The following is a 25,503-nucleotide window of genomic DNA, read 5'->3' as shown; positions in this document are numbered from 1 at the left end:
CAGGCGGCCGTGATCGGGATTACCGAGTCCCGGGGAGGATGACGCCCTGCCCGCACGAGCGCGGGCGATCGGATCCGATCGTCCGCGAGGGCTCAGTGGCCGCGGGCGATCCACTCGGCGAGGTGCGGTTTCTCCGTGCCGATGGTGGTGGAGTCGCCGTGTCCGGTGTGCACGGTGGTGTCCTCGGGCAGCGTCAGCAGACGTTCGCGGATCGACTCGATGATCGTGCCGAAATCGGAGAACGAGCGACCGGTCGCGCCGGGACCGCCCGCGAACAACGTGTCGCCCGTGAACACCGCCGTGGCGGCGGGCAGATGCAGCGCGACCGAACCGGGGGAGTGGCCGGGCGTGTGCAGGACCTCCATTTCGTTGTCGCCCACCGGAATCCGCTCGCCGTCCGCCAGCGGTCGATAGGCGAATTCCGGGTGGGTCATGCGCCACAGCGGCTCGTCGGCGGGATGCAGCAGCACCGGTGCGTCCAGCCGCTCGGCGAGTTCGGGCGCGACCGTCACGTGATCGTTGTGTCCGTGGGTGCAGACGATCGCGCGGACGGCGCGACCGGCGACCGCCGCGACGATCGGGTCGGCGTTGTGGGCGGCGTCGATGACGACGACCTCCTCGTCGTCGCCGACCAGCCAGATGTTGTTGTCCACCGCCCAGCTACCGCCGTCGAGGGCGAACGTGCCGGAGGTGACGACACGGTCGATGCGCGGGCTCACCAGATCACCACCGAGCGCAGCACGTCGCCGGTGTGCATCTTGGCGAAGGCTTGCTCCACCTGGTCGAGCCCGATGCGTTCGCTGACGAACCGGTCCAGCGGCAACCGCCCCTGGCGGTAGAGGTCGATCAGGATGGGGAAGTCGCGTTCCGGCAGACAGTCGCCGTACCAGGACGATTTCAGCGCGCCGCCGCGCGAGAACAGATCCAGCAGCGGCATGTCGATGGTCATCTCCGGGGTGGGGACGCCGACGAGGACCACCGTGCCCGCCAGGTCGCGACCGTAGAACGCCTGTTTCCAGGTCTCCGGACGGCCGACGGCGTCGATGACGACGTCGGCGCCCCACCCGCCGGTGTACTCCTGGATCTTCTCGACCACGTCCTCGGCGGTCGCGTCGATCGTGTGGGTGGCGCCGAAGTCGGTGGCCCAGTTCAATTTCCGGGCGTCCCGGTCCACGGCGATGACGGTCGCGGCCCCGGCCAGCCGGGCCCCGGCGATCGCCGCGTCGCCGACGCCGCCGCAGCCGATCACCGCCACGGTGTCACCGGTCGAGATGTCGCCGGTGTGCATCGCGGCGCCGATGCCCGCCATCACGCCGCAGCCGAGCAAGCCGGCCACCGCGGGGTCGGCCTCCGCATCGACCTTCGTGCACTGGCCCTCGTGGACCAAGGTCTTGTCGACGAACGCCCCGATGCCCAGCGCGGCGGACAGTTCGGTCCCGTCCGCGAGCGTCATCTTCCGGCTCGCGTTCCGGCTGTCGAAGCAGTACCAGGGACGGCCACGCTTGCACGCCCGGCACTCGCCGCAGACCGCGCGCCAATTGAGGATCACGTAGTCGCCCACCGCTACGTGGGTGACCGCGGCGCCGACGGTCTCCACCACGCCCGCCGCCTCGTGGCCGAGCAGGAACGGGAAGTCGTCGGTGATCCCGCCCTCGCGATAGTGCAGGTCGGTGTGGCAGACCCCGCAGGCCTGCACCCGGACCACCACGTCGTGCGGCCCCGGATCGGGGATGACCACCTCGACGATCTCGACCGGTGCGCCTTTGCTGCGGGCCACGACCCCGCGGACGGTTTCCGACACCTCTGCCTCCTCGGCGCAGTCCCTGCCGACACGGCCGCACGGCCGCTCCGCAATTCTGAACAGCTGTCCGTACAGCTGTTTCCGACGATTCGAACACTACCGGCCGAGCGCGGCAAGTCGCGGCTTTCGACGCGGAATCGATCCGGAGGGTTGACATTCCACTTAGGAGGTTTATGCTGGAGTCATATTCCACTATGGAGGGTGGAACCGTCGATAGGACCAGGCATGGACATCTCCACCGGCACCCGCGCCTCGAACGCCGAACGCGACGCCGTGGTGCGCCTGCTCGGCAGGCACATGGCAGACGGGCGGATCGATCTGCCCGAGTACGACCAGCGCGTCGCCCAGGTGTACGCCACCACCGACCGCGACGACCTGCGCTTGGTGCTGTCCGATCTGCCCGACCTGGGCAAAGAGGCCGCCGAACCCGCGGCCGCCCGTCCGCGTTTTCCGATCTGGCAGCGCATCGAGGGCAGCACCTGGCTGGCCGTGAGCGTGCTGGTGCTGGTGATCTGGGCGGCGATCTCGCTCGGCGTCGGCGCTCTCACCTACTTCTGGCCGATGTGGGTGATCGGCCCGTGGGGCGCCGTGCTCGCGTTCCGGATGGTGGCCGGTTTCGAGAACGGCCGCTTCCCCCACCGCGCCTGCTGAGTCTCGTTCATCGGCGCTGCCACCCGGGTTGCCGGGCGGCAGCGCTTTTTCGGGTCCTACCACCCGCGCCGGAAGGTGTGATCGTGTGGCGTACCGCGCTGTTGCCGCTCGTCGCCGCGATGGCGGCGGCCGGGTGCGGGTTGGTCGTAGGGCTGCTCCGCGGCTCGGTCGAGCGGTGCCGGTCGGTCGCGATAGGCAGGCTCGGACCGCTCTCGGCGGCCGGTCCGGGGCTCGAAGTCCGAAGCCGCCTCGGGGTCGCGTCCGCGCCCGCCCTGCCGGCTCGCGCGTGACCAGCGGTCGTCGTCGTATCCATCCGGTCGTCCTGCGCCGTGGTTCTGGTCGTCGGCGCGGTCCTGGTGCCGGCGTCTCGGCAGTTGGGGACGGTCCGGTGTCGGTCCCGCGGGCGGGTGTGCATCGTGCGTTTCGGTGCGCGGGAACCTGCGAGCGGGCTCGTCGAGCCGGCGGCGCGACGGCGTCAGCGAACCGTGGTCGTCGGACGAACGGTCCGGTCGTCCGTCGCCTCGGGACTTGCCGCCGCGCGCCCGTCGATCGGCATCGGTGCGCCGCGACGAGGGCCGTGGGTCGGCCGCCGCGTGCGCAGTGGAGCGGCTCTCGCGGCGCGCGGACAGGGGCTCCGGGGACTGTGCGGCAGCCGGAGGTCGCTCCCGGCGGCCATGGTCGTCCAGCGTCCCCGCGCCGGATGCGTCGCGAGTCGGCTTCCGGCGGGACCGGGGCGGCTGCGGCGGACGCCCCGGCCGCAGCACGGGCAGTTCCCGGGTGACTTGTGTGGCGCTGACGCCCTTCTCCCGGTAGGTGGCGGGGATGTCGTGGGCACGCAGCCAGGCCCCCGGGTCGTGGCGCGCAGCGGCGTCCAGCCACGGAATCGTGTCCTCGAGCAGATCGAGAAGGTCGCCGGGCCCGTCGCCGAGTGCGACGCGGATGGCCGGGAACGTCTCCGGGGGGAACGTCCACTTCCATTCCGACCGTGGCTGCGGACCGCCCTGCGCGCGGCCGTGCACGTCGAGATCCCCGGAACGGGCGATCTTGGCGCGCACCGTGCGACGGCTGGACTCGACGACGAGTTCGCCCGTCTCGGTGCGGGTGATCTGCTCGATCTCATCGTCGTCGACCTCGTCGGGATCGGTGTCCTTGTCGGGGTCGACGCGGCGCATCCATTTCGTCATCGCGCTCAACGCGGGGAGCTGCGGCCGTGCACCCGCTGCGCCGGGGCGGGTGATCCGCAAAGTCCGCGCAATCCCGGCGACGAGATCGGCCGAACCGCCGGATTCCGCGGATTCGGGCCGGTCGTCCTCCGCGCGGCGCGCCATGGGCGCCGGTCGCTCCGCAGGACGGGTGCGCCCTGCTCGCGCGCGTTCGGGGTCGTCCGCGGCGGCATACCGCCCGGATCGACCGGAAGAATTCCCAGGACTGGGGGTTTCGTCCCGGTCGGAATCGTCCCACGACGGGTCGGCGTCCTCCTCCTGCGCCCGCAGCTTGATCTCGAACCACCCCGCGGCCAGCGCCGCCGCACCGAGAGCGGCCGCGACGGCCACTTCCATCCCGACATCGCCGAGTAGAGCGCTCTTGCTGCGCTCACAGGCGTGCAGGAACACCAGGCTGCCGAGGACGAGCCCCGTGATGCGGGCAAGGCGGAACCGCGTGCTTGTCCCTGGTGAGGGGGCAGACATCGTGGTGCGCTCCCGAACGTTCCGCTGGCGAATCAGAGGGATCGTATGTGCACGGAGGTCGCGGCGTCAGTGCCAGTTCGAGACCGCCCCGATCGGCGGCGAACGCGGCAGGCGCGGGCGGCCGGGCAGGCGCGCTTGCCCGCGGCACCGCGGGACGACCCGCGCTGCTCGCCGCGATGCGCCGACCGGGCGGGGAGCGCGGCGAGATCGGCGGTGCGGGCAAACCCCGGGCACAGGGAAATGCGCGCGAGCCGGGGACGAGTCGATAACCTACGGATATCGCCGAACCGCTACTCGGCGGCGTGCGCAGCCGGGCCCGGGCAGGTCCCCGCACGCGACGGATACCATGACTGGTCGCCGGATGCGCTGCCTCGACCACGCAGAACGGGCAGAACACGGAAAGGTCGTCGAACTTGCACCTGAAGAGTCTGACGCTGAAGGGCTTCAAGTCCTTCGCGTCCGCGACGACGCTGCGGTTGGAGCCCGGCATCACGTGCGTGGTCGGTCCGAACGGATCGGGCAAATCGAACGTCGTCGACGCGCTCACCTGGGTGATGGGCGAGCAGGGTGCGAAGGCGCTGCGCGGCGGCAAGATGCAGGACGTGATCTTCGCGGGCACGGCGGGCCGCGCCCCGCTCGGCCGCGCCGAGGTCACGCTGACCATCGACAACTCCGACGGCGCGCTGCCGATCGACTACGCCGAGGTGTCCATCACCCGGCGCATGTTCCGCGACGGCGCGGGCGAATACGAGATCAACGGCAACTCCTGCCGCCTGATGGACGTGCAGGAACTGCTCAGCGACTCCGGCATCGGCCGCGAGATGCACGTCATCGTGGGGCAGGGGCAGCTGTCGGCCATCCTGGAGTCGCGCCCGGAGGACCGCCGCGCGTTCGTCGAAGAGGCCGCCGGTGTGCTCAAGCACCGCAAGCGCAAGGAGAAGGCGGTCCGCAAGCTGGAAGCCATGCAGGCCAACCTGGCCCGCCTGACCGACCTCACCACCGAACTGCGCCGCCAGCTCAAGCCGCTGGGCAGGCAGGCCGAAGTGGCCCGCAGGGCGCAGACCGTGCAGGCCGACCTGCGCGACGCCCGGCTGCGCCTGGCCGCCGACGACCTGGTCACCCGCCGCGAGGAGCTGGCCGGTCAGCAGAGCAAGGAGGCGTACGCGCGGGAGCAGCAGATCACCGTGCACTCCGAGCTGGACGCCGCCAACGCGGCGCTGGCACAGCAGGAATTCCAGCTGTCCCGGCTCACCCCGAGCGCCGAGGCCGCCGCGCAGATCTGGTTCCAGCTCTCCGCGCTGGCCGAGCGGGTCAACGCGACGATCCGCATCGCGGGTGACCGGGCGCGGCACCTGGACGCCGCCGCCCCGGTCGGCACCGGCCGCGACCCCGAGCAGTTGGAGGCCGAGGCCGACCGGGTGGAGGCCGAGGAGGCCGAGCTGCGCGAGGCGGTCGAGATGGCCACCGAGACGCTGGAAGCGGCCAGGGACCAGCTGGCCGAACGCGAGCACGCCGCCAAGGCCGCCGAGCAGGCGCACCTGGCCGCGGTGCGGGCGATCGCGGATCGGCGGGAAGGAGTGGCGCGGCTGTCGGGCAAGGTGGACACCCTGCGGGCCAGGGCGCAATCGGTGGACGCGGAGATCGCGCGCCTGTCCGTCGCCATCGCCGACGCCCGGCACCGCGGCGAGGCCGCACAGGCCGAATTCGACACGGTGCAGGGCGAACTCGAAGAACTCGACGCGGGCGAGGCGGGGCTGGACGCCCAGCACGAACACGCGGTGCAGGCTCTCGAACTGGCCGATCAGCGCGTCACCGAACTGCGCGAGCAGGACCGCGACGCGAGCAAGCGGGTCGCGTCGCTGAGCGCGCGGATCGAGGCGCTCGGGATGAACCTGGCCCGCCGCGACGGTGTGGCCTGGTTGGTCGAGCACCGCGAACAGGGGTTGCTCGGTCCGCTGTCGGGGCTGCTGCGCGTGCACGGCGGCTACGAGGCCGCGGTCGCGGCAGCGCTCGGCCCGCTGGCCGATGCCGTCGCCGCCGACACCGGCGAGTCCGCGCACGCCGCGATCCAGGCGCTCAAGGACGCCGACGGCGGACGTGCCGCCGTGGTGTTCGGCACCGCGGGCACCGAGCGGCCGCAGCCGGGCGCGTTGCCCGGGGGCGCGCGCTGGCTGGTCGAGGTGGTGGAGTGCCCCGAGACGGTGCGCGGCGCGATCACGGCGCTGACCGCGGGCATCGCCGTGGCCGACGATCTGCCCGCCGCCCGCGCGCTGGTCGCGGCGCGGCCCGACCTGCGCGTGGTCACCCGCGACGGCGACCTGGCCGGAAACGGCTGGTTGCTGGGCGGTTCGGATCGCGCGCCCAGTCAGCTGGAGATCCAGGCCGACATCGATGCCGCCGCGGCGGAGCTGGTCGCGGCCCAGCGGCGCGCCGAAGAACTCGAGGCCGCGCTGTCCGGCGCGCTGGAAGAGCAGGCCGACCGCAAGGGCGCCGTCGACCAGGCGCTGCTCGCCCTGCACGAATCCGATCAGGCGCTGGTGGCGATCTACGAGCGGCTGGGCAGGCTCGGCCAGACCGCCCGCACCGCGCACGCGGACAGCGAACGGCTGCTCGGCCAGCGCGACGACGCCGAGGCGAGCCGGGAAGAGGCGCTGGCCTCGCTCGCCGAACTGGAGGATCGCCTGCGACACGCGGAGCTCGAGCAGTCCGAGGTCGACGCCGACGGCACGGGCGCGGCGGGCACCGAGTCCGCGGGCCGCGCGCGGGAGGAGGCGGCGGCCGCGCTGGCCGAGGCGCGGGCGATGGAGGTCGAGGCCCGGCTCGCCGTACGCACGGCCGAGGAACGAGCGGAATCGGTGCGCGGAAAGGCCGACTCGCTGCGCCGCGCCGCGCGCGCCGAGCGGGAGACCCGGGCTCGGGCCGAGCGCGCCCAGGCCGCGCGCAAGAAGGCGGCGGAGGTGGCCGCCGCGGTCGCCGAATCCGGTGCGAAGATCGCCGCCGAGCTGGAGCGGGTCGTCGCGGAAGCGGGCGCCCGCCGGGACGAGCTGGTGCGCAGGCGCTCGGAGTGCGCGGCACAGGTCGACCAGGTGAAGGAGCGGGTGCGCGCGCTCACCGCGCAGCTGTCCCAGCTCACCGACGCGGTGCACCGGGACGAGGTCGCCAAGGCGCAGGCGGCGCTGCGCATCGAACAGCTGGAGACGAACATCGCCGAGCAGTTCGGCATCGCGCTGGACGATCTGATCGCCGAGTACGGTCCGGACGTGCCGCTGCCGCCCTCGGCGCTGGAGATGCAGGAGTACGAGCAGGCCAAGGAGCGCGGCGAACAGGTCAGCGAACCCGCCCCGATGCCCTACGACCGGCAGACCCAGGAGCGGCGCGCCAAGCGCGCGGAGAAGGATCTCGCCACCCTGGGCAAGGTGAATCCCCTCGCGCTGGAGGAGTTCGCGGCGCTGGAGGAACGCTACAACTTCCTCGCCACCCAGCTCGAGGACGTCAAGAGCGCGCGCAAGGACCTCTTGGAAGTGGTCGCCGAAGTCGACGCTCGCATCCTGCAGGTGTTCACCGAGGCCTACGCCGACGTCGAGCGCGAGTTCGTCGAGGTGTTCGCGAAACTGTTCCCCGGCGGCGAGGGCAGGTTGCTGCTCACCGACCCCTCGGACATGCTCACCACCGGCATCGAGGTGGAGGCCCGTCCGCCGGGCAAGAAGGTCAAGCGGCTGTCGCTGCTGTCGGGCGGGGAGAAGTCGCTGACCGCGGTCGCGTTGCTGGTGGCCATCTTCCGCGCCCGCCCGTCCCCGTTCTACGTGATGGACGAGGTCGAGGCGGCATTGGACGACACCAACCTGCGCCGCCTGATCGGCCTGTTCGAACAGCTGCGGGAGAAGAGCCAGCTGATCGTCATCACCCACCAGAAGCCGACGATGGAGATCGCCGACGCGCTCTACGGCGTCAGTATGCGCGGCGACGGCATCACCCAGGTGATCTCCCAGCGGCTGCGCGGGGAGAACCTGGCCCCGGTGGGCGCGGCGGGCTGAGCGTCACTCGCGGCGTGCGGGCAGGGTGACGCCGCGAAATAGCACGGCAAGCGTCACCACTGTGGGCGGTGGCCCGTCCCGTAAGGCGCGCGTTCGATCCGCGGAACGGAGCCACCCTCCCGCGGATTACTGATCGGCGGTTGCCTTTTCGCTGTCCAGCAGCGCTTTGATCTGTGCCGCACCGGTTTCGGCGAGCCAGGTGTCGAAGGTCCGCAGACCGGGATGGATTTCGCGGATCTCCTCGACGTCCGCCCGCCAGCCGCCGGTGTGGCGCAGCAGGCGCCAGGTGTTGCCGATCTCCGAGCCGAGCGCGTCCGCGTCGGCTTCGCTGACCTCGTGGTAGCGGACCGGGTGGCCGGTGGCCGCGCTGATCGCCGCGGCGGCCGCCGGCGGGGTGAGCGCGTCGCCCGCGAGCTCGAGGACGCGGCCGTGGAATCGTTCCGGATCGGCGAAGACGAGAGCGGCGATATCGCCGATATCCGCGAGGGCGATGACTTTCATCGGCCCTTCGGCCGGGAAGAGATGCCGGTGGACGCCGTCGATGATGCCGTCGACCGGTGACGTGCGCAGCAGGTAGTTCTCCATGAAGCGCACCGGGCGCAGCAGGGTGTAGCGGGCGCCGCTGGCGATGACGGCGTCTTCGATGCGCTTCTTGCCCGTCGTGCCCCAGGAGGCGTCGTCGCCCATCGACGCGATGCCGGTGAACACGAGCTGCCGGACACCGGCCTCGCGCGCCGCGTCGACGACCGCTTGCCCGCGCGCGGCTTCCAGGTCGACATCCCAGCCTCGCGGGCCGTACGCGGCGGGCGGGACCAGGAACAGCCCGGTGACGCCGGCCAGCGCCGCGGGCAAGCTCTGCGGGGAGTCGAAGTCGCCGACGGCGAGTTCCGCGCCCGCCGCGGCCAATTCCTGCGCGGCGGGCGCCTGCGCGTCGCGGACCAGCACGCGCACCGCCGTGCCGTCCGCCAACAGCCTGCGGGCGGTCACGCCGCCCTGCTTGCCGGTGGCTCCGGTGACCAGGATGAGGTTGTGCTGAGGGGACATGCTCCGCCTTCTCTGCTCGATAGAATCGGGTCGGACGACCCGGATCGGACGATACGGGTGGCTAGACCCGGTTGACCAGGTCGCTTGTCGGAAGGCCGTAACGAAATGACCCCATCGATCGCCCCGGACGGGCTGTCGCGCGCCGATGCCCGGCGCAATCGCGCCCTCGTGCTGGCGGCCGCGCAGCGCGCCTTCGCCGAGCAGGGCGCCTCGGTCTCGCTCGCCGAGGTCGCGCGCCGGGCGGGCGTCGGCGCGGGCACCGTCTACCGGCACTTCCCGACGAAAGCCGATCTGCTGGAAGCCGTCATGCAGCAGCGCGTCGACCGGTTGGCGAAACTCGCCGCCGACCATCTCGGCGCGCCGGACCCCGGCGCCGCGTTCTTCGACTTCTGCACCGCGGTGATCGTCACGACGCCGGGTAACAAAGCGCTGTGCGACATGGTGCAGTCCGACGACGGCTGGCCGCGTGCGCTGCTGCTGAGCGCGGGCGCTCGTTTCCACCGGGCGCTGGAAGCCCTGCTGGTCGCGGCCCAGCGCGAGGGTGCGGTCCGCGCCGACATCGAGCTCGACGACGTGCTGGCGATCTTCACCGGATGCGTTGCGATTCAACAGCTCCGGAAGTCGCGGGGGAGTGTGGACCGCACCGCGGCGATCGTGCTGGACGCGCTGCGTGCGCGGCCTGGGGAGCGGGGAGTGACGAAACAGGAGCGCGAAGCCGGAAACCGTAACGAATCGGCAGATCGTAACGAAACCGGCGCCGAGCGCTGCCCGGTCTGTCACGCGGCGGTGCGCCGCTCGGGAACAGGCCGCCGAGCCAGGTACTGCTCGGCCGCATGCCGACAGAAAGCGCATCGGCGACGGGTGGCGGCGACCTCCTAGCTAGGTGGCGCATTTGTGCCATCCGGTTCTCTGTTGCGCCACGGTGCGAGGACGGTCACCCCGGGTGGTGCGTGCGGGCCGCTGGTTCGAACGGCGCGCGCCGCAGGTTCGAAGAGGGGTCTACGGGTCGCTCAGAGCAGGTCGCTGACGTCGTCGGGCACGTCGACGGCGTACTTGCGCAGGATGTCCATCGAGATCACTTCCAGGGCGTTCTCGTGCGTGGCCGCCAGCACGACGGGCGCGGCGACACCGTCCTCGTGCGCGTGCAGCCAGCGCACCGCCACCACGCACCAGCGATCGCCCGGCTGCAGGCCAGGGAAGTTGTTCTCCGGTCGCGGCGTGCTCAGATCGTTGCCGATGGACGCTTGATGCTCCAGGAACTCTGCCGTGACGACGGTGCACACGGTGTGGCTGCCCAGATCCTCCGGCCCGGTACTGCAGCAGCCGTCCCGGTAGAAGCCGGTGAGAGGATCGGTGCCGCACTCTTCCAGCGGCCCCCCAAGCACGTTTCGATCGGTCACGTCGCCGATCCTATTGTCCCTTCGCGAGAAGTTCCGCAGGACAAGAAATCTGGAGGGCTGTGTCGGTACCCGCCCGGGCCTGTCGATGGCGCCGCACGCGCGGTGTTCGCCGAGCTCTCGCGGTCGGCGCGGCGGCGCGACGCGCGCGCGAGAGGCGGCTCGGGGCCCATCCCGTGACGGTCGGTCTGCAAGGATGGTTCGCGTGAGTCCCGAAGTCTGGATCCTGATCGCCGCGGTCGCCGCACTGCTGCTGGTCGTGCTCGTCGCCGGTTTCGTCCGGTACAAGCGCGGCCGCGTGTCGCTGACTCCGCCCACGCAGGACAAGGAGGTGACCGACCGGTCCGGCGGCTATACTGCCTCCGGCGGATTCAACTTCAGCCGGGGCGGCACGGCGACCGAACCGCAACCGGTCGAGCGCACCGATACCGAAGGACAGCCGCACGTCGGCGACGACGCGGCGATCCCGCGCGACGCGCCCAAGCGCGGCATCACCAACGTTCCGTTGCCGGAGGCCGACGTCGCCGAGGCGCCTCCCGCCGCGGGCGCCGCCCAGCCCGCCGCGCCCGCCGAATCGGAGACGGACTCCGCGACGGCCGAGACCGCGCCCCCCGCCTCCGACGCGGCGGCATCCCCGGAGAGCCGGGTCGCCGACACCGCGCCGGTCACGGCCGACGAGACCGGAGCGGCGGACGTGACCGCCGAGCCGGACACCGCCGAGACGGGCGCTACCGACGTCATCGCTCCCGACACGCCCGCGGGGGTCGAGGCTCCCGCCGCGCTGGAGGAGATCGAACCCACCGAGGGCCGCCTGGTCCGCCTGCGCGGACGGCTGTCCCGCTCGCAGAACGCGGTCGGCAAGAGCCTGCTCGGCCTGCTCGGCGGCGGCGACCTGGACGACGACTCGTGGGAAGAGGTGGAGGACACCCTCGTCCTCGCCGACCTCGGCACCGCGAGCACCACGGCCGTCGTCGCCCGGTTGCGCGCCGAGATGGCCGCGCGCAGCGTGCGCACCACCGACCAGGCCCGCGCCGTACTGCGCGACGTGCTGATCGAGCAGTTGCGCCCCGAACTGGACCGCTCGGTGCGCGCGCTGCCGCACCCGGATCACCCGGCGATCCTGCTGGTGGTCGGCGTGAACGGCACCGGAAAGACCACCACCACCGGCAAGCTGGCCCGCGTGCTCGTCGCCGATGGCCGCCGCGTGCTGCTCGGGGCCGCCGACACCTTCCGCGCCGCGGCCGCCGACCAGTTGCAGACCTGGGGCGAGCGGGTCGGCGCCGACACCGTCCGCGGCCGCGAGGGCGCCGACCCGGCCGCGGTCGCGTTCGACGCGGTGGCCGCGGGCGTGGAGCGCGGCGTGGACGCGGTGCTCATCGACACGGCCGGTCGCCTGCACACCAAGACCGGTCTGATGGACGAGCTGGGCAAGGTCAAGCGCGTCGTGGAGAAGAAGGCGGCCGTCGACGAGGTCCTGCTGGTGCTGGACGCGACGGTCGGCCAGAACGGGCTGACCCAGGCCCGCGTGTTCGCCGAAGTGGTCGACATCACCGGCGTGGTGCTGACCAAGCTGGACGGGACCGCCAAGGGTGGCATCGTCTTCCAGGTGCAGCACGAACTGGGCGTGCCGGTGAAGCTGGTCGGGCTCGGGGAGGGCGCCGACGATCTGGCCCCGTTCGAGCCGGCCGCGTTCGTGGACGCACTGCTGGGCTGACCCGTTCGGCTCGGCGGCGCTGCCGAAAGTGATTGCCGTCCGTGCTGTTCCGGCACGGGCGGGCGCGCGGCCGGTGATCGCGGGCCTGCCCGCGGTGCGAGGCGGATCACACCCCAGATGTTTGCCGCCGCCTCCTTCGCGGTACCGGATGCCCGGTTTCCCGAATGTCGTGCTCACAGCGGCGGAAAACGCGCGGTGCACGTGACGAAACGTGGTGGCAACACAGCTGCGCCATCCGTTCACGTAGGTGAAACACGACAGCTCTACGGATGAAACACCGAGTGAGGACCCTTCTGTTCAGGTCCATTTGCCGGAATCGGCTGGGCCCGAGATGAGGAGGACATTAAGGTGGCTTTTCCACTTACCGGTGCACCGGATACCGGTGACACCGCCTGGATGCTGGTGAGTTCGGCGCTGGTGTTGCTGATGACCCCGGGCCTGGCTTTCTTCTACGGTGGCATGGTCCGCTCGAAGAACGTGCTCAACATGATCATGATGAGCGTCAGCGCCATGGGCGTGGTCGGCGTGCTGTGGTCGCTGTACGGATACTCGATGGCTTTCGGCGACAACATCTTCGGCGTGATCGGTGACCCGACGCAGTTCTTCGGCCTGAAGGGCTTGATCGGTGGCAACTCCGTCGCCGAGGCCAAGGACGCGGCGGGCGCGATCACCACCGAAGCGGTGAACATCCCGCTCGCCGGCACGATTCCGGCGACCGTCTTCGTCGCCTTCCAGCTGATGTTCGCCATCCTCACGGTCGCCCTCATCTCGGGCGCGGTCGCCGACCGCATGAAGTTCGGCGCGTGGCTGCTGTTCGCGGGCATCTGGGCCACGGTGGTCTACTTCCCGGTCGCGCACTGGGTGTTCGACTTCGACGTCAAGGACGCCGACGGCAACATCGTGCACGAGGGCGGCTGGATCGCCAACAAACTGCTCGCCGTCGACTTCGCCGGTGGTACGGCGGTGCACATCAACGCAGGCGCCGCCGGTCTGGCCCTGGTGCTGGTGCTCGGCAAGCGCAAGGGCTGGCCGGGCACGCCGTTCCGCCCGCACAACCTGCCGTTCGTCATGCTCGGCGCCGGTCTGCTGTGGTTCGGCTGGTTCGGCTTCAACGCCGGTTCCGCGGTGACCTCCGGTGGTCTCGCCGGTTCGACCTTCATCATCACCGCCATCGCGACCTGCGCCGCCGTGCTGGCCTGGCTGCTGGTGGAGAAGATCCGCGACGGCAAGCCCACCTCGCTGGGCGCGGCGTCGGGCATCGTCGCCGGTCTGGTGGCCATCACCCCGGCGTGTTCCTCGGTGAACGTGCTCGGCGCGCTGGTCGTCGGCGCGGTCGCGGGCGCGCTGTGCGCGCTGGCGGTCGGCCTGAAGTTCAAGTTCGGTTTCGACGATTCACTCGACGTGGTCGGCGTGCACCTGGTCGGTGGCATCGTCGGCACGCTGCTGGTCGGTTTCGTCGCCGCGCCCGAGGCGGGCGCGGCCAAGACCGGTCTGTTCTACGGCGGCGGATTCGATCAACTCTGGCGTCAAGCGGTGGGTGCCGGTGTGGTACTTGCCTTCTCCTTCATCGCGACGCTGATCATTGCCTATATCGTGAAGTTCACCATTGGGCTGCGCGTGAGCGAGGAAGCAGAGTCGGTGGGCTTGGACGAGTCCGAGCACGCGGAAACCGCCTACGACTTCGCCGCTCTGGGTAGCACGGCACGTTCGGCCGTCAAGGAGGCATGACGAACATGAAACTGATCACCGCAATCGTCAAACCGTTCACGCTCGAGGACGTCAAGTCCGGGCTCGAGCAGGCGGGTGTGTTGGGCATGACCGTCAGCGAAGTCCAGGGGTACGGCCGGCAGAAGGGGCACACCGAGGTGTACCGCGGTGCCGAGTACTCGGTCGATTTCGTGCCGAAGGTCCGCGTCGAGGTCGTCGTGGACGACGCGTCGGTGGACAAGGTGGTGGAGGTGATCGTTGAGGCCTCCCGCACCGGCAAGATCGGCGACGGCAAGGTCTGGGTCACCCCGGTGGAGTCGATCATCCGGGTGCGGACCGGCGAACGCGGCACCGACGCGCTGTAGCGGGAAATCGAGTCGAGCGGCGGCCCCGCTCCCACCGGAGCAACCGGTCGGGGCGGGGCCGCGCGCATGAATGGGCGGTGGGTTGTGGCTAGTCAGTACGAGCACGACGGTGACCCGAAGGGCGCCGGAGAAGGCAAGGGAAAGGTGTCCAACGGGGCTGCCGACCTGGTCCGGGCGCGCACCCAGCTGCTCGACGGCGGCCTGCCGCGCAATCCTCGGCTGGACGCCCGGTCGCTGCGCCAGGCCCTGGTCGACCTCTACGAACTCTGGCTGACGAGCAAGGGCGCCGAGCTCGGCATCGCCCCCGACAGCGGCTTGGCCGTGGTGGCCGTCGGGGGTCTCGGCCGCGGCGAGATGCTGCCGTTCTCCGATCTGGACCTGGTGCTGCTGCACGACGACGTCGACCCGGCCCGGGTGGCCGAGGTCGCCGATCAGCTCTGGTATCCGCTGTGGGACGCGCACATCAAACTCGACCACAGCGTGCGGACCGTGCCGCAGGCGCTGCGGGTGGCCGCCGACGATCTCATCGCCGTGCTCGGCATGCTCGAGGCCAGGCACATCGTCGGCGACCAGGAATTGAGCAATCTGCTGATCGGCGGGGTGCGCCGGGAGTGGCGCACCGGCATCCGCTCCCGCTTCGACGATCTGATCGCCCAGGCCCAGGCCAGGTGGGAGCGCAACGGCGAGATCGCGCACCGCGCGGAGCCGGATCTGAAGAACGGGCGCGGCGGCCTGCGCGACATCCAGCTGCTGGACGCGCTGGCCATCGCCCAGCTGACCGACGCCATGCCCGGGCTCGGGCCGGACGTGCCGGGCGGCGGATTGAAGCAGGCGCACCGACGCCTGCTGGACGTGCGCACCGAACTGCATCGCGTCGCGGGCCGGTCCCGCGACCAGCTGCGCGCGCAGGACGCCGACGAGATCGGCGCCGCGCTGCGCATCGGCGACCGCTTCGATCTGGCCCGCACCTTGAGCGATTCGGCCCGCACGGTCAGTTACTCCGTGGACGTCGGCCTGCGCACCGCGGCCAACGCGCTGCCCCGGCGGGGACTGGCCCGCCTGCGCCGCATGCCGGTGCGCAGGCCGCTGGACGAAGGCGTGGTCGAGCATGCCGGTGAAGTCGTGCTGGCCAGGGACGCCCGTCCCCAGCGTGATCCCGGGCTCATCCTGCGCGTGGCGGCGGCTTCGGCGCAGACCGGCCTGCCGATGTCGGCCACCACGCTGAACCGGCTCTCCGAGGACGCGCCGGAGCTACGCGAGCCGTGGCCCAAGGACGCCCTCAACGACTTGCTGATCCTGCTGGGCGCGGGCCGCGGCACCATCGACGCCATCGAGGCGCTGGACCGGACGGGCCTGTGGGGCAGGCTGCTGCCGGAATGGGGCGCCGTGCGCGACCTGCCGCCGCGCGACGCCCTGCACACCTGGACCGTCGATCGCCATCTCATGGAGACCGTCGCCTACGCCTCCGCGCTCAGCACCCGGGTGGCCCGCCCCGACCTGCTCGCCCTCGGTGCGCTGCTGCACGACATCGGCAAGGGCCGCGCGGGCGACCACAGTGTCGTCGGCGCCGAGCTCGCCACCCACATCGGCCGCCGCCTCGGGTTGTGGCCATCGGACGTGCGGACCCTCAGCGCGATCGTCCGCCATCACCTGCTGCTTCCGGAGACCGCCACCCGCCGCGACCTGTCCGATCAGGAGACGGTGCGTTACGTGGTCGACGCGCTCGACGGCGATCCGCAGCTGCTGGAACTGCTGCACACCCTGGCCGAGGCGGATTCACTGGCCACCGGTCCCGGCGTGTGGGGTGATTGGAAGGCCTCGCTGATCGGGGAGCTGGTCCGGCGCTGCCGGATGGTGATGGCGGGTGACCAGCTGCCGACACCGCAGCCGATCGCGGAGGAACTGGTCGAGAAGGCCAGGTCAGGCGGGGTGCACGTCGACTTGCAGCCCGGTGAGAGCAAGCACACGTACACGGTGACCGTCATCGCGCCGGACAGCCCAGGGCTGCTCTCCGACGCCGCCGGGGTGCTCGCGCTGCATTCGCTGCGGGTGCTGTCGGCGGCGCTCGGCGTCGAAGGCGCCGCCGCCGTGGACACTTTCGTCGTCGCGCCGAAGTTCGGCGACCCGCCGGATCCCGGGCTGTTGCGGCAGGAACTGATCCGCGCCACGGCAGGCGATCTGAACGTGTCGGCGGCGCTGGCCAAACGCGAACGCGAGGCGAGCCCCGTCGGCCGGAGCCGGTACGCGCGGGCCGTGCCGCGGGTGATCTGGACGGACACCTCGGTGCCCGGACAGGTGATCCTGGAGTTGCGCGCCGAGGACCGGATCGGGATGCTCAGCCGCTTGGCCGCCGAACTGGCCGGCTGCGGAGCCGACGTCCGCTGGGCGAAAGTGGTCACGATGGGGTCCGCGGTGGTCGACAGTTTCTGCCTCGAGCTGGGGTCCGAGGACGGTCCCGCGCGCAGGGAGGCGATCGAGAAAGCGCTCCTCGCGGTGGTTCCCAGAACTGCGCCGAATCCGCCCGAGGAGGGTGCGGAAGATGCGAAAAACAGCGACTAGCTGCGCATTTCTCCGGTGACCAATCTGTTGCGAGATATTTGCTGCATCTGAACGCCGCCCCAGCGGCCTGCCCCTACGATCTAGATCGTCCGGCTATCGCGAGCACGAGGGGAGCAGGTCGGTGGCAATCGAAGTCGTTTCGGCATCCACGATGACGAGTGACGAGACCACGCACATGGCGCGCTGCGTCGGCGGCGACCGGTGGGTGGTCTCCTGGCTTCCGGGTCGCACCTTGACCGGACAGCAGGCGGTGACCGCGATGCGGATCGCGTCCACGGTCGCCACCTCGCCCATCCCGAGCACCGCGGAGTGGGCCGCCCTCGACGACCTGGCCCTCGTGCTTGGCCTGACCGCCAACGAAGCGGTGTTCATGGTGGCCGCGGAGAACCACGACTACCGCAAAACGGTCAAACCGCGCCGTCGCGTGCTCGACTGACCGGCGCTGCTGCGCCCGAAGGACGCACCGCCTGCGCGAACCCGCGGGTGATCCCATTACCCTGGGAGAGAATGTGACGTCCCCCGAGATCAGGAGCGCGATCGGTGTTCGAATCCCTGTCCGACCGGCTTACCGGTGCCCTCAAGGATCTGCGCGGCAAGGGGCGTCTGTCACCGGCCGACATCGACGCCACCTGTCGGGAGATCCGCCTCGCCCTGCTCGAGGCCGACGTCGCGCTGCCCGTGGTCCGCGGTTTCATCGGGCGGATCAAGGAGCGCGCCAAGGGCGCGGAGGTCTCCGCGGCGCTGAACCCGGCCCAGCAGGTCGTGAAGATCGTCAACGAGGAACTCGTCGGCATCCTCGGCGGCGAGACCAGGCGGCTGAACCTGGCCAAGAACCCGCCGACCGTGGTCATGCTGGCCGGTCTGCAGGGTTCCGGTAAGACCACGCTCGCGGGCAAGCTGGCGAAACACCTCAAGGCGCAGGGCCATCAGCCGCTGCTGGTGGCCTGCGACCTGCAGCGCCCCGGCGCGGTCACCCAGCTGCAAGTGGTCGGTGAGCGCGCGGGCGTGCCCGTCCACGCGCCGCACCCCGGCACCTCCGTCGGTGGCGGCGAGAACCCGCTGGGCATCTCGGCCGCCGATCCGGTGAACGTGGCGCGCGGCGGTGTCGAGGAAGCACGGCAGAAGCAGTACGACGTCGTCATCGTCGACACCGCGGGCCGGCTCGGCATCGACGAGGAGCTCATGCGGCAGGCCGCGGGCATCCGCGACGCCGTGCAGCCGGACGAGACCCTCTTCGTGCTCGACGCGATGATCGGCCAGGACGCGGTGAACACCGCCGAGGCGTTCCGCGACGGCGTCGGTTTCACCGGCGTGGTGCTCACCAAGCTCGACGGCGACGCGCGCGGTGGCGCGGCGCTGAGTGTCCGCGAGGTCACCGGCGTCCCGATCCTGTACGCCTCGACCGGTGAGAAGCTCGAGGACTTCGACGTCTTCCACCCCGACCGCATGGCCAGCCGCATTCTCGGCATGGGTGACGTGCTCACCCTGATCGAGCAGGCCGAGCAGGTCTACGACGCCAAGCAGGCCGAGGAGGCCGCCCGCAAGATCGGCAGCGGCGAACTCACCCTCGAGGACTTCCTCGACCAGATGCTCGCCATTCGCAAGATGGGCCCGATCGGCAACCTGCTCGGCATGCTGCCGGGCGCGGGCCAGATGAAGGACGTGCTCGCCCAGGTCGACGACAAGCAACTCGACCGCGTGCAGGCGATCATCCGCGGCATGACCCCGGCCGAGCGGGAGAACCCCAAGATCATCAACGCGTCCCGCCGCCTGCGCATCGCCAACGGTTCCGGCGTCCAGGTCTCCGAGGTCAACCAGCTCGTCGACCGGTTCTTCGAGGCCAAGAAGATGATGGCGATGATGGGCCGCCAGATGGGCCTGCCCGGCTCCCGCCGCGGCAATGCCAAGAAGGGCAAGAAGGGCAAGAAGGGTCGCGGTCCGACGCCGCCGAAGGTGCGCGGCGGCTTCCCGGGCATGGGCGGCATGCCCGGCATGCCCGCCGGGATGCCCGACATCTCGAATATGCCCGCCGGTCTCGACCAGCTGCCCCCCGGTCTGGACGGTTTCGACCTGTCGAAACTGAAGTTCCCGAAGAAATAGAAGGAGCCCGTCGCTGTCGCACGTGCGGATGACCACCCGGGGGCGTGCCAAGTAGGTTGGAGGCAACCGAGGACGTCCAGGAGGTTGCCGTGCATCTGCGAGGTGTGATTCTCCCCGAAGGCGAGACGCGCGATCTCTGGGTACGGGATGGCCTGGTGTCCTTCGAGCCCGTGCCGGGAGTCGAAACGCTCTGTGACGCGGGCTGGATCGTGCCGGGACTGGTGGACGCGCACTGCCACGTCGGTATCCGGTACGGGGGCGGTCACGAGGACCGGGCGGGTGCCATCGCCCAAGCCGAGACCGAGCGCGACGCCGGGGCGCTGCTGCTGCGCGACGCGGGCTCGCCGATCGACACCCGCTTCATCGACGAGCACGACGAACTTCCGCGCATCATCCGCGCGGGCAGGCACATCGCCCGGCCGAAGCGCTACATCCGAGAGCTGGGCATCGAGCTCGACGACGAACGCGACCTGCCGGACATCGTGGCCGAGCAGGCCCGCCGCGGCGACGGCTGGGTCAAGATCGTCGGCGACTGGATCGACCGCTCCGTGGGCGACCTGCGCCCGCTGTGGAGCGACGCGATCCTGAAGGAGGCCATCGCCGCCGCGCACGCCAACGGCGCAAGGGTCACCGCGCACGTCTTCGGCGAGGACGCGCTACCCGGCCTGATCGACGCCGGGATCGACTGTCTGGAGCACGGCACCGGCCTCACCGACGAGACCATCGAGATGATGGTCGAGCACGGCACCGCCTTGGTCCCCACCCTGGTCAATATCGACACCTTCCCCGGCATCGCCGACAGTGCGGGCAAATTCCCGGTCTACGCCGCGCACATGCGTGATCTGCACCGGCGGGTGCGCGGCACGGTCGCCGCCGCGCACGAGGCGGGCGTGCCGATCTTCGCGGGCACCGACGCGGGCGGTTCCATCCGCCACGGGCGCATCGCCGACGAGATCGCCGCCCTCGGCGCCGCGGGCCTGTCCCGGCACGACGCGCTCGGCGCGGCCTCGTGGAACGCGCGCGACTGGCTCGGGCGGCCCGGCATCGAAGCCGGCGCGCCCGCGGATTTCGTTGTCTACCAGCAGGATCCGCGCACCCACCCGGAAGCGCTCGGCACGCCGTACGCCGTGGTCCTGCGCGGGCGCGTGTACGGCGAGCGCGGCCCGGTCACCGGCCATAGGTAACTCGTCATCGCGGCTCACCCGCGCGTTTGCGATCGCGGCGTAAGGTCGGATTCCGTGACAATCCGCCTCGGATATCAAATGCCCAATTTCAGCTACGGCAAGTCGGTGCGCGAGCTGTTCCCCACCGTGGTCGCGCAGGCCAGAGAAGCCGAAGCCGCCGGTTTCGACACGGCCTTCGTCATGGACCACTTCTATCAGCTGCCCGGCATCGGCACGCCCGACGAGCCGATGCTCGAGGCGTACACCGCGCTCTCCGGCCTGGCTGCGTCCACGGACCGAATCCAGTTGTCCGCCTTGGTGACCGGCAACACCTACCGCAACCCGGCCCTGCTCGCCAAGACCGTCACGACGCTCGACGTGGTCAGCGGCGGCCGTGCGGTGCTGGGGATCGGCGCGGGCTGGTTCGAGCTCGAGCACCAGTCCTACGGCTTCGAGTTCGGCACCTTCACCGACCGGTTCGAGCGCCTCGAGGAGGCGTTGCAGATCGTGCGGCCGATGCTGCGCGGCCGGCGCCCCACCTTCGAGGGCAAGCGGTACCGGGTGGAGAACGCCATGAACGAGCCGCGCCTGCGCGACGACCTGCCGATCCTGCTCGGCGGCAGCGGCGAGAAGAAGACCTTCGGCCTTGCCGCCCGCTTCGCCGACCATCTCAACATCATCTGCAACGCCTCCGAACTGCCGCGCAAGATCGATGCGCTGCGCGAACGCTGCGCCGAGGCCGGCCGCAATCCGCAGACCTTGGAGACCAGCTACCTGTGCTTCGTGATGATGGACGAGGACGGTGACCTGGTGCGCAAGCAGCAGCGGGACTACCTCGGCCGCATGGGGATCGACCTGTCGGCGCTGTCGGAGTCCGAGCGCGCGCAGAGCCCGGCCGACCGCCAGTTCGTCGGCACGCCGGACGATGTTGCCGAACAGCTGCGGACCCGCGTTCTCGACCGGGGCGTCGACGGGCTCGTCATCAACATGGTGTTCAACGGGCACGAGCCGGGCGCGGTCGAGCTCGCCGGGCGCACCTTTGCTCCACTGGTGGGCTGACGAGCGCGAACCGGGCGCGAATGCCGTTGGCGCTGGTTACAATCGGCCGATGATGGCTCCTCCGTGGCGAGCGTCGTACGGTTTCGACGCGCCGTCGGTGTTGCTGTTGCTCGGAGTTCTCGCGGTCGGGTATCTCGCCGCCGCTCTGGTGGTGGCGCTGTTCCAGCAGTTGCGTCCGAGCCTGCTGCTCCTGCTGATCGGGGTCGTGCTGGCCGCACAGTTCGGGCTGTTCCTGCATGCCACTCGCCGGGGGAAGTTCCGGGTCTGGGCGGGCCTGCTCGACGACCTCGGACTGCGCGGCGACGAACGACTACTCGACATGGGATGCGGGCGCGGCGCGGTGCTGCTGGCCGCCGCGCGCCGGTTGCCCGCCGGGCGCGCGGTGGGCCTGGACCTGTGGTGCTCGGCCGACCACTGCGGCAACACTCCGGCCACGGCCGAGCAGAACGCGCTCGCCGAGAACGTCGCCGACCGGATCGAACTGCGCACCGGCGACATGACCCGCATGCCGTTCCCGGACGGCGCGTTCGACGTGGTCGTCTCCAGTTTGGCGATTCACACCATCAGAACCGCCGAGGGCCGGGCGGCGGCGGTCCGGGAGGCATACCGCGTGCTGCGTCCGGGCGGCAAACTGGTCATCGTCGATATCGGCAAGACCCGTCGATATCGCGCCGTCCTGGCCGCGAACGGCGCGACCGCCCTCACCCTGCGCTCCGTGGGCTGGCGGATGTGGTGGGGTGGCCCGTGGGTGCCCACCCGCGCGCTCACCGCCAGCGCACCGGGGTAGGGGACGGACGCGATTTCCGGCGTGATCATCGCGTCTGGCATGATGGACCACCGTCCTTCCGGACAAGTGTCAGCCCGTCTCCGGTTCCGTACCGCGCGGCGGTCACACACTCGAAAGCGCAAAACCGGGCTCGCAGACCATGCGGGTCGCCGAATTGCGTCGTGACCAACCAACGAAAGGCAGATCAGCAGTGGCTGTTCGCATCAAGCTCACCCGCCTGGGCAAGATCCGCAACCCGCAGTACCGCGTCGTCGTCGCGGACGCGCGCACCCGCCGGGACGGCCGGGCCATCGAGTCCATCGGCAAGTACCACCCGAAGGAAGAGCCCTCGCTCATCGAGATCGACTCCGAGCGCGCGCAGTACTGGCTGGGCGTCGGCGCGCAGCCGACCGAGCCCGTCCTCCAGCTGCTGAAGATCACCGGCGACTGGCAGAAGTTCAAGGGCATCGAGGGCGCCGAGGGCACCCTGAAGGTCAAGCCGGCCAAGCCGTCGAAGCTGGACCTGTTCAACGCCGCGCTGGCCGCCGCCGACAACGAGCCGGTCGCCGAGGCGGTCACCCCCAAGAAGAAGGCCAAGAAGGACGCCGAAGAGGGCGCCGAGGCTGCTGAGGCCACCGAGTAATGAGCGGGCGTTACCCGTCCACCCCCTACCTGTCGCGAGCCGTCCACAGACCGGCCAGGACGACGGGTGAGTCGCGTCTCGAGGTGATGGAGCAGTGAGTGCCGTCGTCGCCGATGCCGTCGAGCACCTGGTGCGCGGCATCGTCGCCAATCCCGACGACGTGCGCGTCGAGCTGATCACCGGCCGCCGCGGACGCACCGTCGAGGTGCACGTGCATCCCGATGACCTGGGCAAGGTGATCGGTCGCGGCGGACGGACCGCGACCGCGCTGCGTACCCTCGTCGCCGGTATCGGCGGCCGGGGTATCCGGGTCGACGTGGTCGACACCGACCAGTAGATGGAACTCGTCGTCGGACGGGTCGCCAAGTCGCACGGCGTGCGCGGCGAGCTCGTCGTCGAGGTACGCACCGACGAGCCCGAGGCGCGTTTCGCGCCCGGTGCCACGTTGCGGGGCCGGTTGCCGCGAGCGACGGAGGTCCGCGAGTTCACCGTGGAGTCGGTCCGGGAGCACTCGGGCCGGCTTCTGGTGTTCCTGGCCGGTGTGGCCGACCGCGGCGCCGCCGATGCGCTGCGCGGCATGCTGTTCCTGGTCGACAGCGCCGACCTCCCGCCGTCGGAGGACCCGGACGAGTTCTACGACCACGAGCTGGAGGGGTTGGAGGTCCGGCTCACCGACGGCACCGTCGTGGGGTCCGTGCGCGACGTGCTGCATTCCGCGGCCGGTGAGTTGCTCGAGGTGCGCGCCGCCGAGGACGGGCGGGAGATCCTGATCCCGTTCGTCACCGCCATCGTGCCCACGGTGTCGCTCGCCGAGGGCGTCATCGTGATCGATCCGCCCGAAGGTCTGCTCGACCCGGAATGAGGCGGTCGTTCATCCGACCGCGTGGCGCTCGCCCGGCCGACGAGGTGCGGCCCGGCGGCGACAGGAGACAGGCATGAAACTCGACGTCGTCACGATCTTCCCGGAGTATCTGGAGCCGCTGCGCACGGCGCTGCTCGGTAAGGCGATCGACAAGGGACTGATCTCGCTCACCGTGCACGACCTGCGCCGCTGGACGCACGACGTGCACAAGTCGGTCGACGACGCCCCCTACGGCGGTGGGCCCGGCATGGTGATGAAGCCGACCGTCTGGGGCGACGCGCTCGACGAGGTCTGCCCCGACGAGGCGCTGCTGGTGGTGCCCACCCCGGCGGGTGTGCCGTTCACCCAGGCCACCGCTCACCGCTGGGCCGCCGAAGAGCATCTGGTGTTCGCCTGTGGCCGCTACGAGGGCATCGACCAGCGCGTCTTCGACGACGCCGCCCGCCGCGTGCGGGTGGAGGAGGTCAGCATCGGCGACTACGTGCTGATCGGCGGCGAGGCGGCGGTGCTGGTGATGACCGAGGCGGTGGTCCGGCTGCTGCCGGGCGTGCTCGGCAATCAGCAGTCCCATCAGGAGGATTCGTTCTCCGACGGATTGCTCGAAGGCCCCAGCTACACCCGCCCGGTCTCCTGGCGCGGCCTCGATGTTCCGCCCATCCTGCTCTCCGGCGACCACGCGAAGGTGGCCGCCTGGCGGCGCGAGCAAGCCCTCGCCCGCACCCGGGAACGCCGCCCGGACCTGCTCGCGGACCGGGACATGCCCCACGGTCCCGGCCGGTAGACCGGGATGCCCTGCTCGGCGCCCTGGATGTCCGCGGCGGGCCACCTCGCCGCGGACGGCAAAGGCAAAGCCTATGCCACCGACCTGGTGGACGACTTGCTCGCCTATCTTCGTCCTGCGGCGTGACGGGGAAGGCTGCCGAGGTGCCCTACTCGTGCAGGCGGCGCTGAAAGCTGCACTACATCACGGTGACGGTCGCGGCGAGGAGTGTGCGGCTCGTCCTCAGGGCAGCAAGCCGTGGCGGCGGGCCGCTACCACCGCCTCGTGCCTGGAGTGAGCGTCGAGTTTGACCATCGCGTTGCGCAGGTAGCTCTTCACGGTCTCGGGGCCGAGTGAGAGGCGTTGCGCCGCTTCCTGATTGGTGCAACCCAAGGCGATCTGGGCGAGCACGTCGAGTTCGCGGCGGGACAGGCGCGGGCTGTCGGGGTGCGGTTCGCCGGCCAGGACCCGGGTGAGTCGTTCGCACACCGCGTGCAAGCGTCCGCGCAACCGGTCGTCCTCCGTGGAACGCGCCATGCCGCGCAGTTCGGCGTGGATGTCGCGGAGTTCCTCGGTGACGGCCGGGGCGCCTGCGGCCGACGGGGAGGTCAGCTCCAGCATGCGCACGCGACGGTCGACCTCGTCGCGGATGGCGATCTCGGTGGCCAAGCGGCGTCCGGCCTGGACGACGAGATCGGCGGTGCGGTCGCCCAGCGGGCTGACGCCCCTGGTCGCGGCGTAGAGCACCGCGCGTGCGCGCCGGTCCACCACGACGGGGACGGCGAGCACGGAGCGGATGCCCTCCCCGGAGACCGGCCCGTCGTAATCATGGGTGATCGAGGAGGCGCGGCGATAGTCCGAGACCGCGGCGGGCCGCCCGGATTCCATCACCCGGCCCCCCAGCCCCGAAGTCCGCGCGACGGCCAAGCCGCGCAAGCCGTTGGTCAGCGTGCCGACGAATTCCGACAGCAGCAACGCGTCACCGTGTACTTCGCCGCCGAAGGCCACCGGCACACCCGCTGTGCTCGCCACCCAGCGGATCTCGGCGCGCAGAGCGTCGCTGTCGCGCGGGCGCAGCAGAGCGGTGTGGGTCACGAGACTCACCCCTTTTCGGGGGTAGTGGACAGCGGGATGTGACCCACATCCTATTGCACACCCGGGTTGCGCTGGATCACAGAACGAGGAGAACC

22 protein-coding genes are annotated in these 25,503 nt (G+C 70.7%); 16 read left to right on the top strand and 6 right to left on the bottom strand.

Translation table 11 applies throughout. From position 1 onward, the window contains the following. Nucleotides 1-92 precede the first annotated feature (92 nt). Nucleotides 93-722, bottom strand: coding sequence for an MBL fold metallo-hydrolase (locus tag HOV91_RS03260; protein WP_217439403.1), 630 nt, complete (start codon nucleotides 720-722; stop codon nucleotides 93-95). Further along, a complete protein-coding gene (locus HOV91_RS03255) occupies nucleotides 716-1,801 on the bottom strand; it encodes an S-(hydroxymethyl)mycothiol dehydrogenase (protein ID WP_174183922.1) in 1,086 nt (361 codons plus the stop codon). Before HOV91_RS03255 ends, HOV91_RS03260 begins: the two co-directional genes overlap by 7 nt. 225 nt (nucleotides 1,802-2,026) lie before the next feature. Between HOV91_RS03255 and HOV91_RS03250 the strand changes: the two genes are divergently transcribed. Beyond that, a complete protein-coding gene (locus HOV91_RS03250) occupies nucleotides 2,027-2,452 on the top strand; it encodes a DUF1707 SHOCT-like domain-containing protein (RefSeq protein WP_174183921.1) in 426 nt (141 codons plus the stop codon). Nucleotides 2,453-2,508: 56 nt separating this feature from the next. Here HOV91_RS03250 and HOV91_RS03245 read toward each other — a convergent pair whose 3' ends face one another. Beyond that, nucleotides 2,509-4,140: a hypothetical protein gene (locus HOV91_RS03245; protein WP_174183920.1), complete on the bottom strand. Its 1,632-nt coding sequence runs from the start codon at nucleotides 4,138-4,140 to the stop codon at nucleotides 2,509-2,511. A 413-nt stretch (nucleotides 4,141-4,553) separates the two neighbouring features. Between HOV91_RS03245 and smc the strand changes: the two genes are divergently transcribed. After that, nucleotides 4,554-8,174: a chromosome segregation protein SMC gene (smc, locus tag HOV91_RS03240; RefSeq protein WP_174183919.1), complete on the top strand. Its 3,621-nt coding sequence runs from the start codon at nucleotides 4,554-4,556 to the stop codon at nucleotides 8,172-8,174. Between the two features lie 126 nt (nucleotides 8,175-8,300). Here the strand turns inward: smc and HOV91_RS03235 are convergent, their stop codons facing one another. Continuing rightward, nucleotides 8,301-9,218, bottom strand: coding sequence for an NmrA family NAD(P)-binding protein (locus HOV91_RS03235; RefSeq protein ID WP_174183918.1), 918 nt, complete (start codon nucleotides 9,216-9,218; stop codon nucleotides 8,301-8,303). Nucleotides 9,219-9,323: 105 nt separating this feature from the next. Here HOV91_RS03235 and HOV91_RS03230 point away from each other — a divergent pair, with 105 nt between their 5' ends. Next, entirely contained in the window at nucleotides 9,324-10,097 is a 774-nt protein-coding gene (locus HOV91_RS03230; RefSeq protein WP_174183917.1) for a TetR/AcrR family transcriptional regulator, read from the top strand. 131 nt (nucleotides 10,098-10,228) lie between these two features. On the opposite strand, the gene HOV91_RS03225 is transcribed toward HOV91_RS03230, so the two are convergent. Beyond that, on the bottom strand, nucleotides 10,229-10,618 hold the full coding sequence (locus tag HOV91_RS03225; RefSeq protein ID WP_019048221.1) for a DUF2237 family protein: 390 nt from the start codon (nucleotides 10,616-10,618) through the stop codon (nucleotides 10,229-10,231). A gap of 193 nt (nucleotides 10,619-10,811) precedes the next feature. Between HOV91_RS03225 and ftsY the strand changes: the two genes are divergently transcribed. The 13 genes from ftsY (at nucleotide 10,812) to trmD (ending at nucleotide 24,334) form a co-directional block, all read left to right on the top strand. Further along, on the top strand, nucleotides 10,812-12,329 hold the full coding sequence (gene ftsY / locus HOV91_RS03220) for a signal recognition particle-docking protein FtsY (protein WP_217439367.1): 1,518 nt from the start codon (nucleotides 10,812-10,814) through the stop codon (nucleotides 12,327-12,329). A gap of 348 nt (nucleotides 12,330-12,677) precedes the next feature. After that, nucleotides 12,678-14,057: an ammonium transporter gene (locus HOV91_RS03215; protein ID WP_312884448.1), complete on the top strand. Its 1,380-nt coding sequence runs from the start codon at nucleotides 12,678-12,680 to the stop codon at nucleotides 14,055-14,057. A gap of 5 nt (nucleotides 14,058-14,062) precedes the next feature. Continuing rightward, the gene (locus tag HOV91_RS03210; protein WP_040868325.1) at nucleotides 14,063-14,401 is read left to right on the top strand and encodes a P-II family nitrogen regulator; all 339 of its coding nucleotides are present in this window, start codon (nucleotides 14,063-14,065) and stop codon (nucleotides 14,399-14,401) included. Nucleotides 14,402-14,467: 66 nt separating this feature from the next. Then, nucleotides 14,468-16,960: a [protein-PII] uridylyltransferase gene (locus HOV91_RS03205; RefSeq protein WP_174183915.1), complete on the top strand. Its 2,493-nt coding sequence runs from the start codon at nucleotides 14,468-14,470 to the stop codon at nucleotides 16,958-16,960. A gap of 121 nt (nucleotides 16,961-17,081) precedes the next feature. After that, the gene (locus tag HOV91_RS03200) at nucleotides 17,082-17,396 is read left to right on the top strand and encodes a hypothetical protein (RefSeq protein WP_312884447.1); all 315 of its coding nucleotides are present in this window, start codon (nucleotides 17,082-17,084) and stop codon (nucleotides 17,394-17,396) included. A 104-nt stretch (nucleotides 17,397-17,500) separates the two neighbouring features. Further along, on the top strand, nucleotides 17,501-19,060 hold the full coding sequence (gene ffh / locus HOV91_RS03195) for a signal recognition particle protein (RefSeq protein WP_174183914.1): 1,560 nt from the start codon (nucleotides 17,501-17,503) through the stop codon (nucleotides 19,058-19,060). 89 nt (nucleotides 19,061-19,149) lie between these two features. Next, nucleotides 19,150-20,244 carry an amidohydrolase family protein gene (locus HOV91_RS03190; protein ID WP_174183913.1) on the top strand — a complete coding sequence of 365 codons (1,095 nt, stop codon included), beginning with the start codon at nucleotides 19,150-19,152 and terminating at the stop codon, nucleotides 20,242-20,244. A 54-nt stretch (nucleotides 20,245-20,298) separates the two neighbouring features. Beyond that, a complete protein-coding gene (locus tag HOV91_RS03185) occupies nucleotides 20,299-21,282 on the top strand; it encodes an LLM class F420-dependent oxidoreductase (protein ID WP_174183912.1) in 984 nt (327 codons plus the stop codon). Nucleotides 21,283-21,331: 49 nt separating this feature from the next. Beyond that, nucleotides 21,332-22,069, top strand: a complete 738-nt coding sequence (locus HOV91_RS03180; RefSeq protein ID WP_217439361.1) for a class I SAM-dependent methyltransferase — start codon at nucleotides 21,332-21,334, stop codon at nucleotides 22,067-22,069. A 190-nt stretch (nucleotides 22,070-22,259) separates the two neighbouring features. Continuing rightward, entirely contained in the window at nucleotides 22,260-22,691 is a 432-nt protein-coding gene (gene rpsP, locus HOV91_RS03175) for a 30S ribosomal protein S16 (RefSeq protein WP_043728855.1), read from the top strand. Nucleotides 22,692-22,785: 94 nt separating this feature from the next. Then, the gene (locus HOV91_RS03170; protein WP_011210690.1) at nucleotides 22,786-23,028 is read left to right on the top strand and encodes an RNA-binding protein; all 243 of its coding nucleotides are present in this window, start codon (nucleotides 22,786-22,788) and stop codon (nucleotides 23,026-23,028) included. Then, nucleotides 23,029-23,553 carry a ribosome maturation factor RimM gene (rimM, locus tag HOV91_RS03165; protein ID WP_174183911.1) on the top strand — a complete coding sequence of 175 codons (525 nt, stop codon included), beginning with the start codon at nucleotides 23,029-23,031 and terminating at the stop codon, nucleotides 23,551-23,553. Nucleotides 23,554-23,626: 73 nt separating this feature from the next. Then, the gene (gene trmD, locus HOV91_RS03160) at nucleotides 23,627-24,334 is read left to right on the top strand and encodes a tRNA (guanosine(37)-N1)-methyltransferase TrmD (RefSeq protein ID WP_174183910.1); all 708 of its coding nucleotides are present in this window, start codon (nucleotides 23,627-23,629) and stop codon (nucleotides 24,332-24,334) included. Between the two features lie 222 nt (nucleotides 24,335-24,556). Here trmD and HOV91_RS03155 read toward each other — a convergent pair whose 3' ends face one another. Further along, complete coding sequence (locus tag HOV91_RS03155) at nucleotides 24,557-25,408, bottom strand: LuxR C-terminal-related transcriptional regulator (protein WP_174183909.1); 852 nt, start codon at nucleotides 25,406-25,408, stop codon at nucleotides 24,557-24,559. Nucleotides 25,409-25,503 lie beyond the last annotated feature (95 nt).

It is taken from the genome of Nocardia barduliensis (assembly GCF_013315795.1).
GTDB lineage: Bacteria > Actinomycetota > Actinomycetes > Mycobacteriales > Mycobacteriaceae > Nocardia > Nocardia barduliensis.
This window is presented reverse-complemented; position numbering and strand designations above follow the sequence as displayed.

Coding starts and splice junctions, on each gene's coding strand:
- HOV91_RS03250 (WP_174183921.1), top strand. CDS start 2,027: ATGGACATCTCCACCGGCACCCGCGCCTCGAACGCCGAACGCGACGCC.
- HOV91_RS03245 (WP_174183920.1), bottom strand. CDS start 4,140: ATGTCTGCCCCCTCACCAGGGACAAGCACGCGGTTCCGCCTTGCCCGC.
- HOV91_RS03235 (WP_174183918.1), bottom strand. CDS start 9,218: ATGTCCCCTCAGCACAACCTCATCCTGGTCACCGGAGCCACCGGCAAG.
- HOV91_RS03230 (WP_174183917.1), top strand. CDS start 9,324: ATGACCCCATCGATCGCCCCGGACGGGCTGTCGCGCGCCGATGCCCGG.
- ftsY (WP_217439367.1), top strand. CDS start 10,812: ATGGTTCGCGTGAGTCCCGAAGTCTGGATCCTGATCGCCGCGGTCGCC.
- HOV91_RS03210 (WP_040868325.1), top strand. CDS start 14,063: ATGAAACTGATCACCGCAATCGTCAAACCGTTCACGCTCGAGGACGTC.
- HOV91_RS03205 (WP_174183915.1), top strand. CDS start 14,468: ATGAATGGGCGGTGGGTTGTGGCTAGTCAGTACGAGCACGACGGTGAC.
- HOV91_RS03180 (WP_217439361.1), top strand. CDS start 21,332: ATGATGGCTCCTCCGTGGCGAGCGTCGTACGGTTTCGACGCGCCGTCG.
- rimM (WP_174183911.1), top strand. CDS start 23,029: ATGGAACTCGTCGTCGGACGGGTCGCCAAGTCGCACGGCGTGCGCGGC.
- trmD (WP_174183910.1), top strand. CDS start 23,627: ATGAAACTCGACGTCGTCACGATCTTCCCGGAGTATCTGGAGCCGCTG.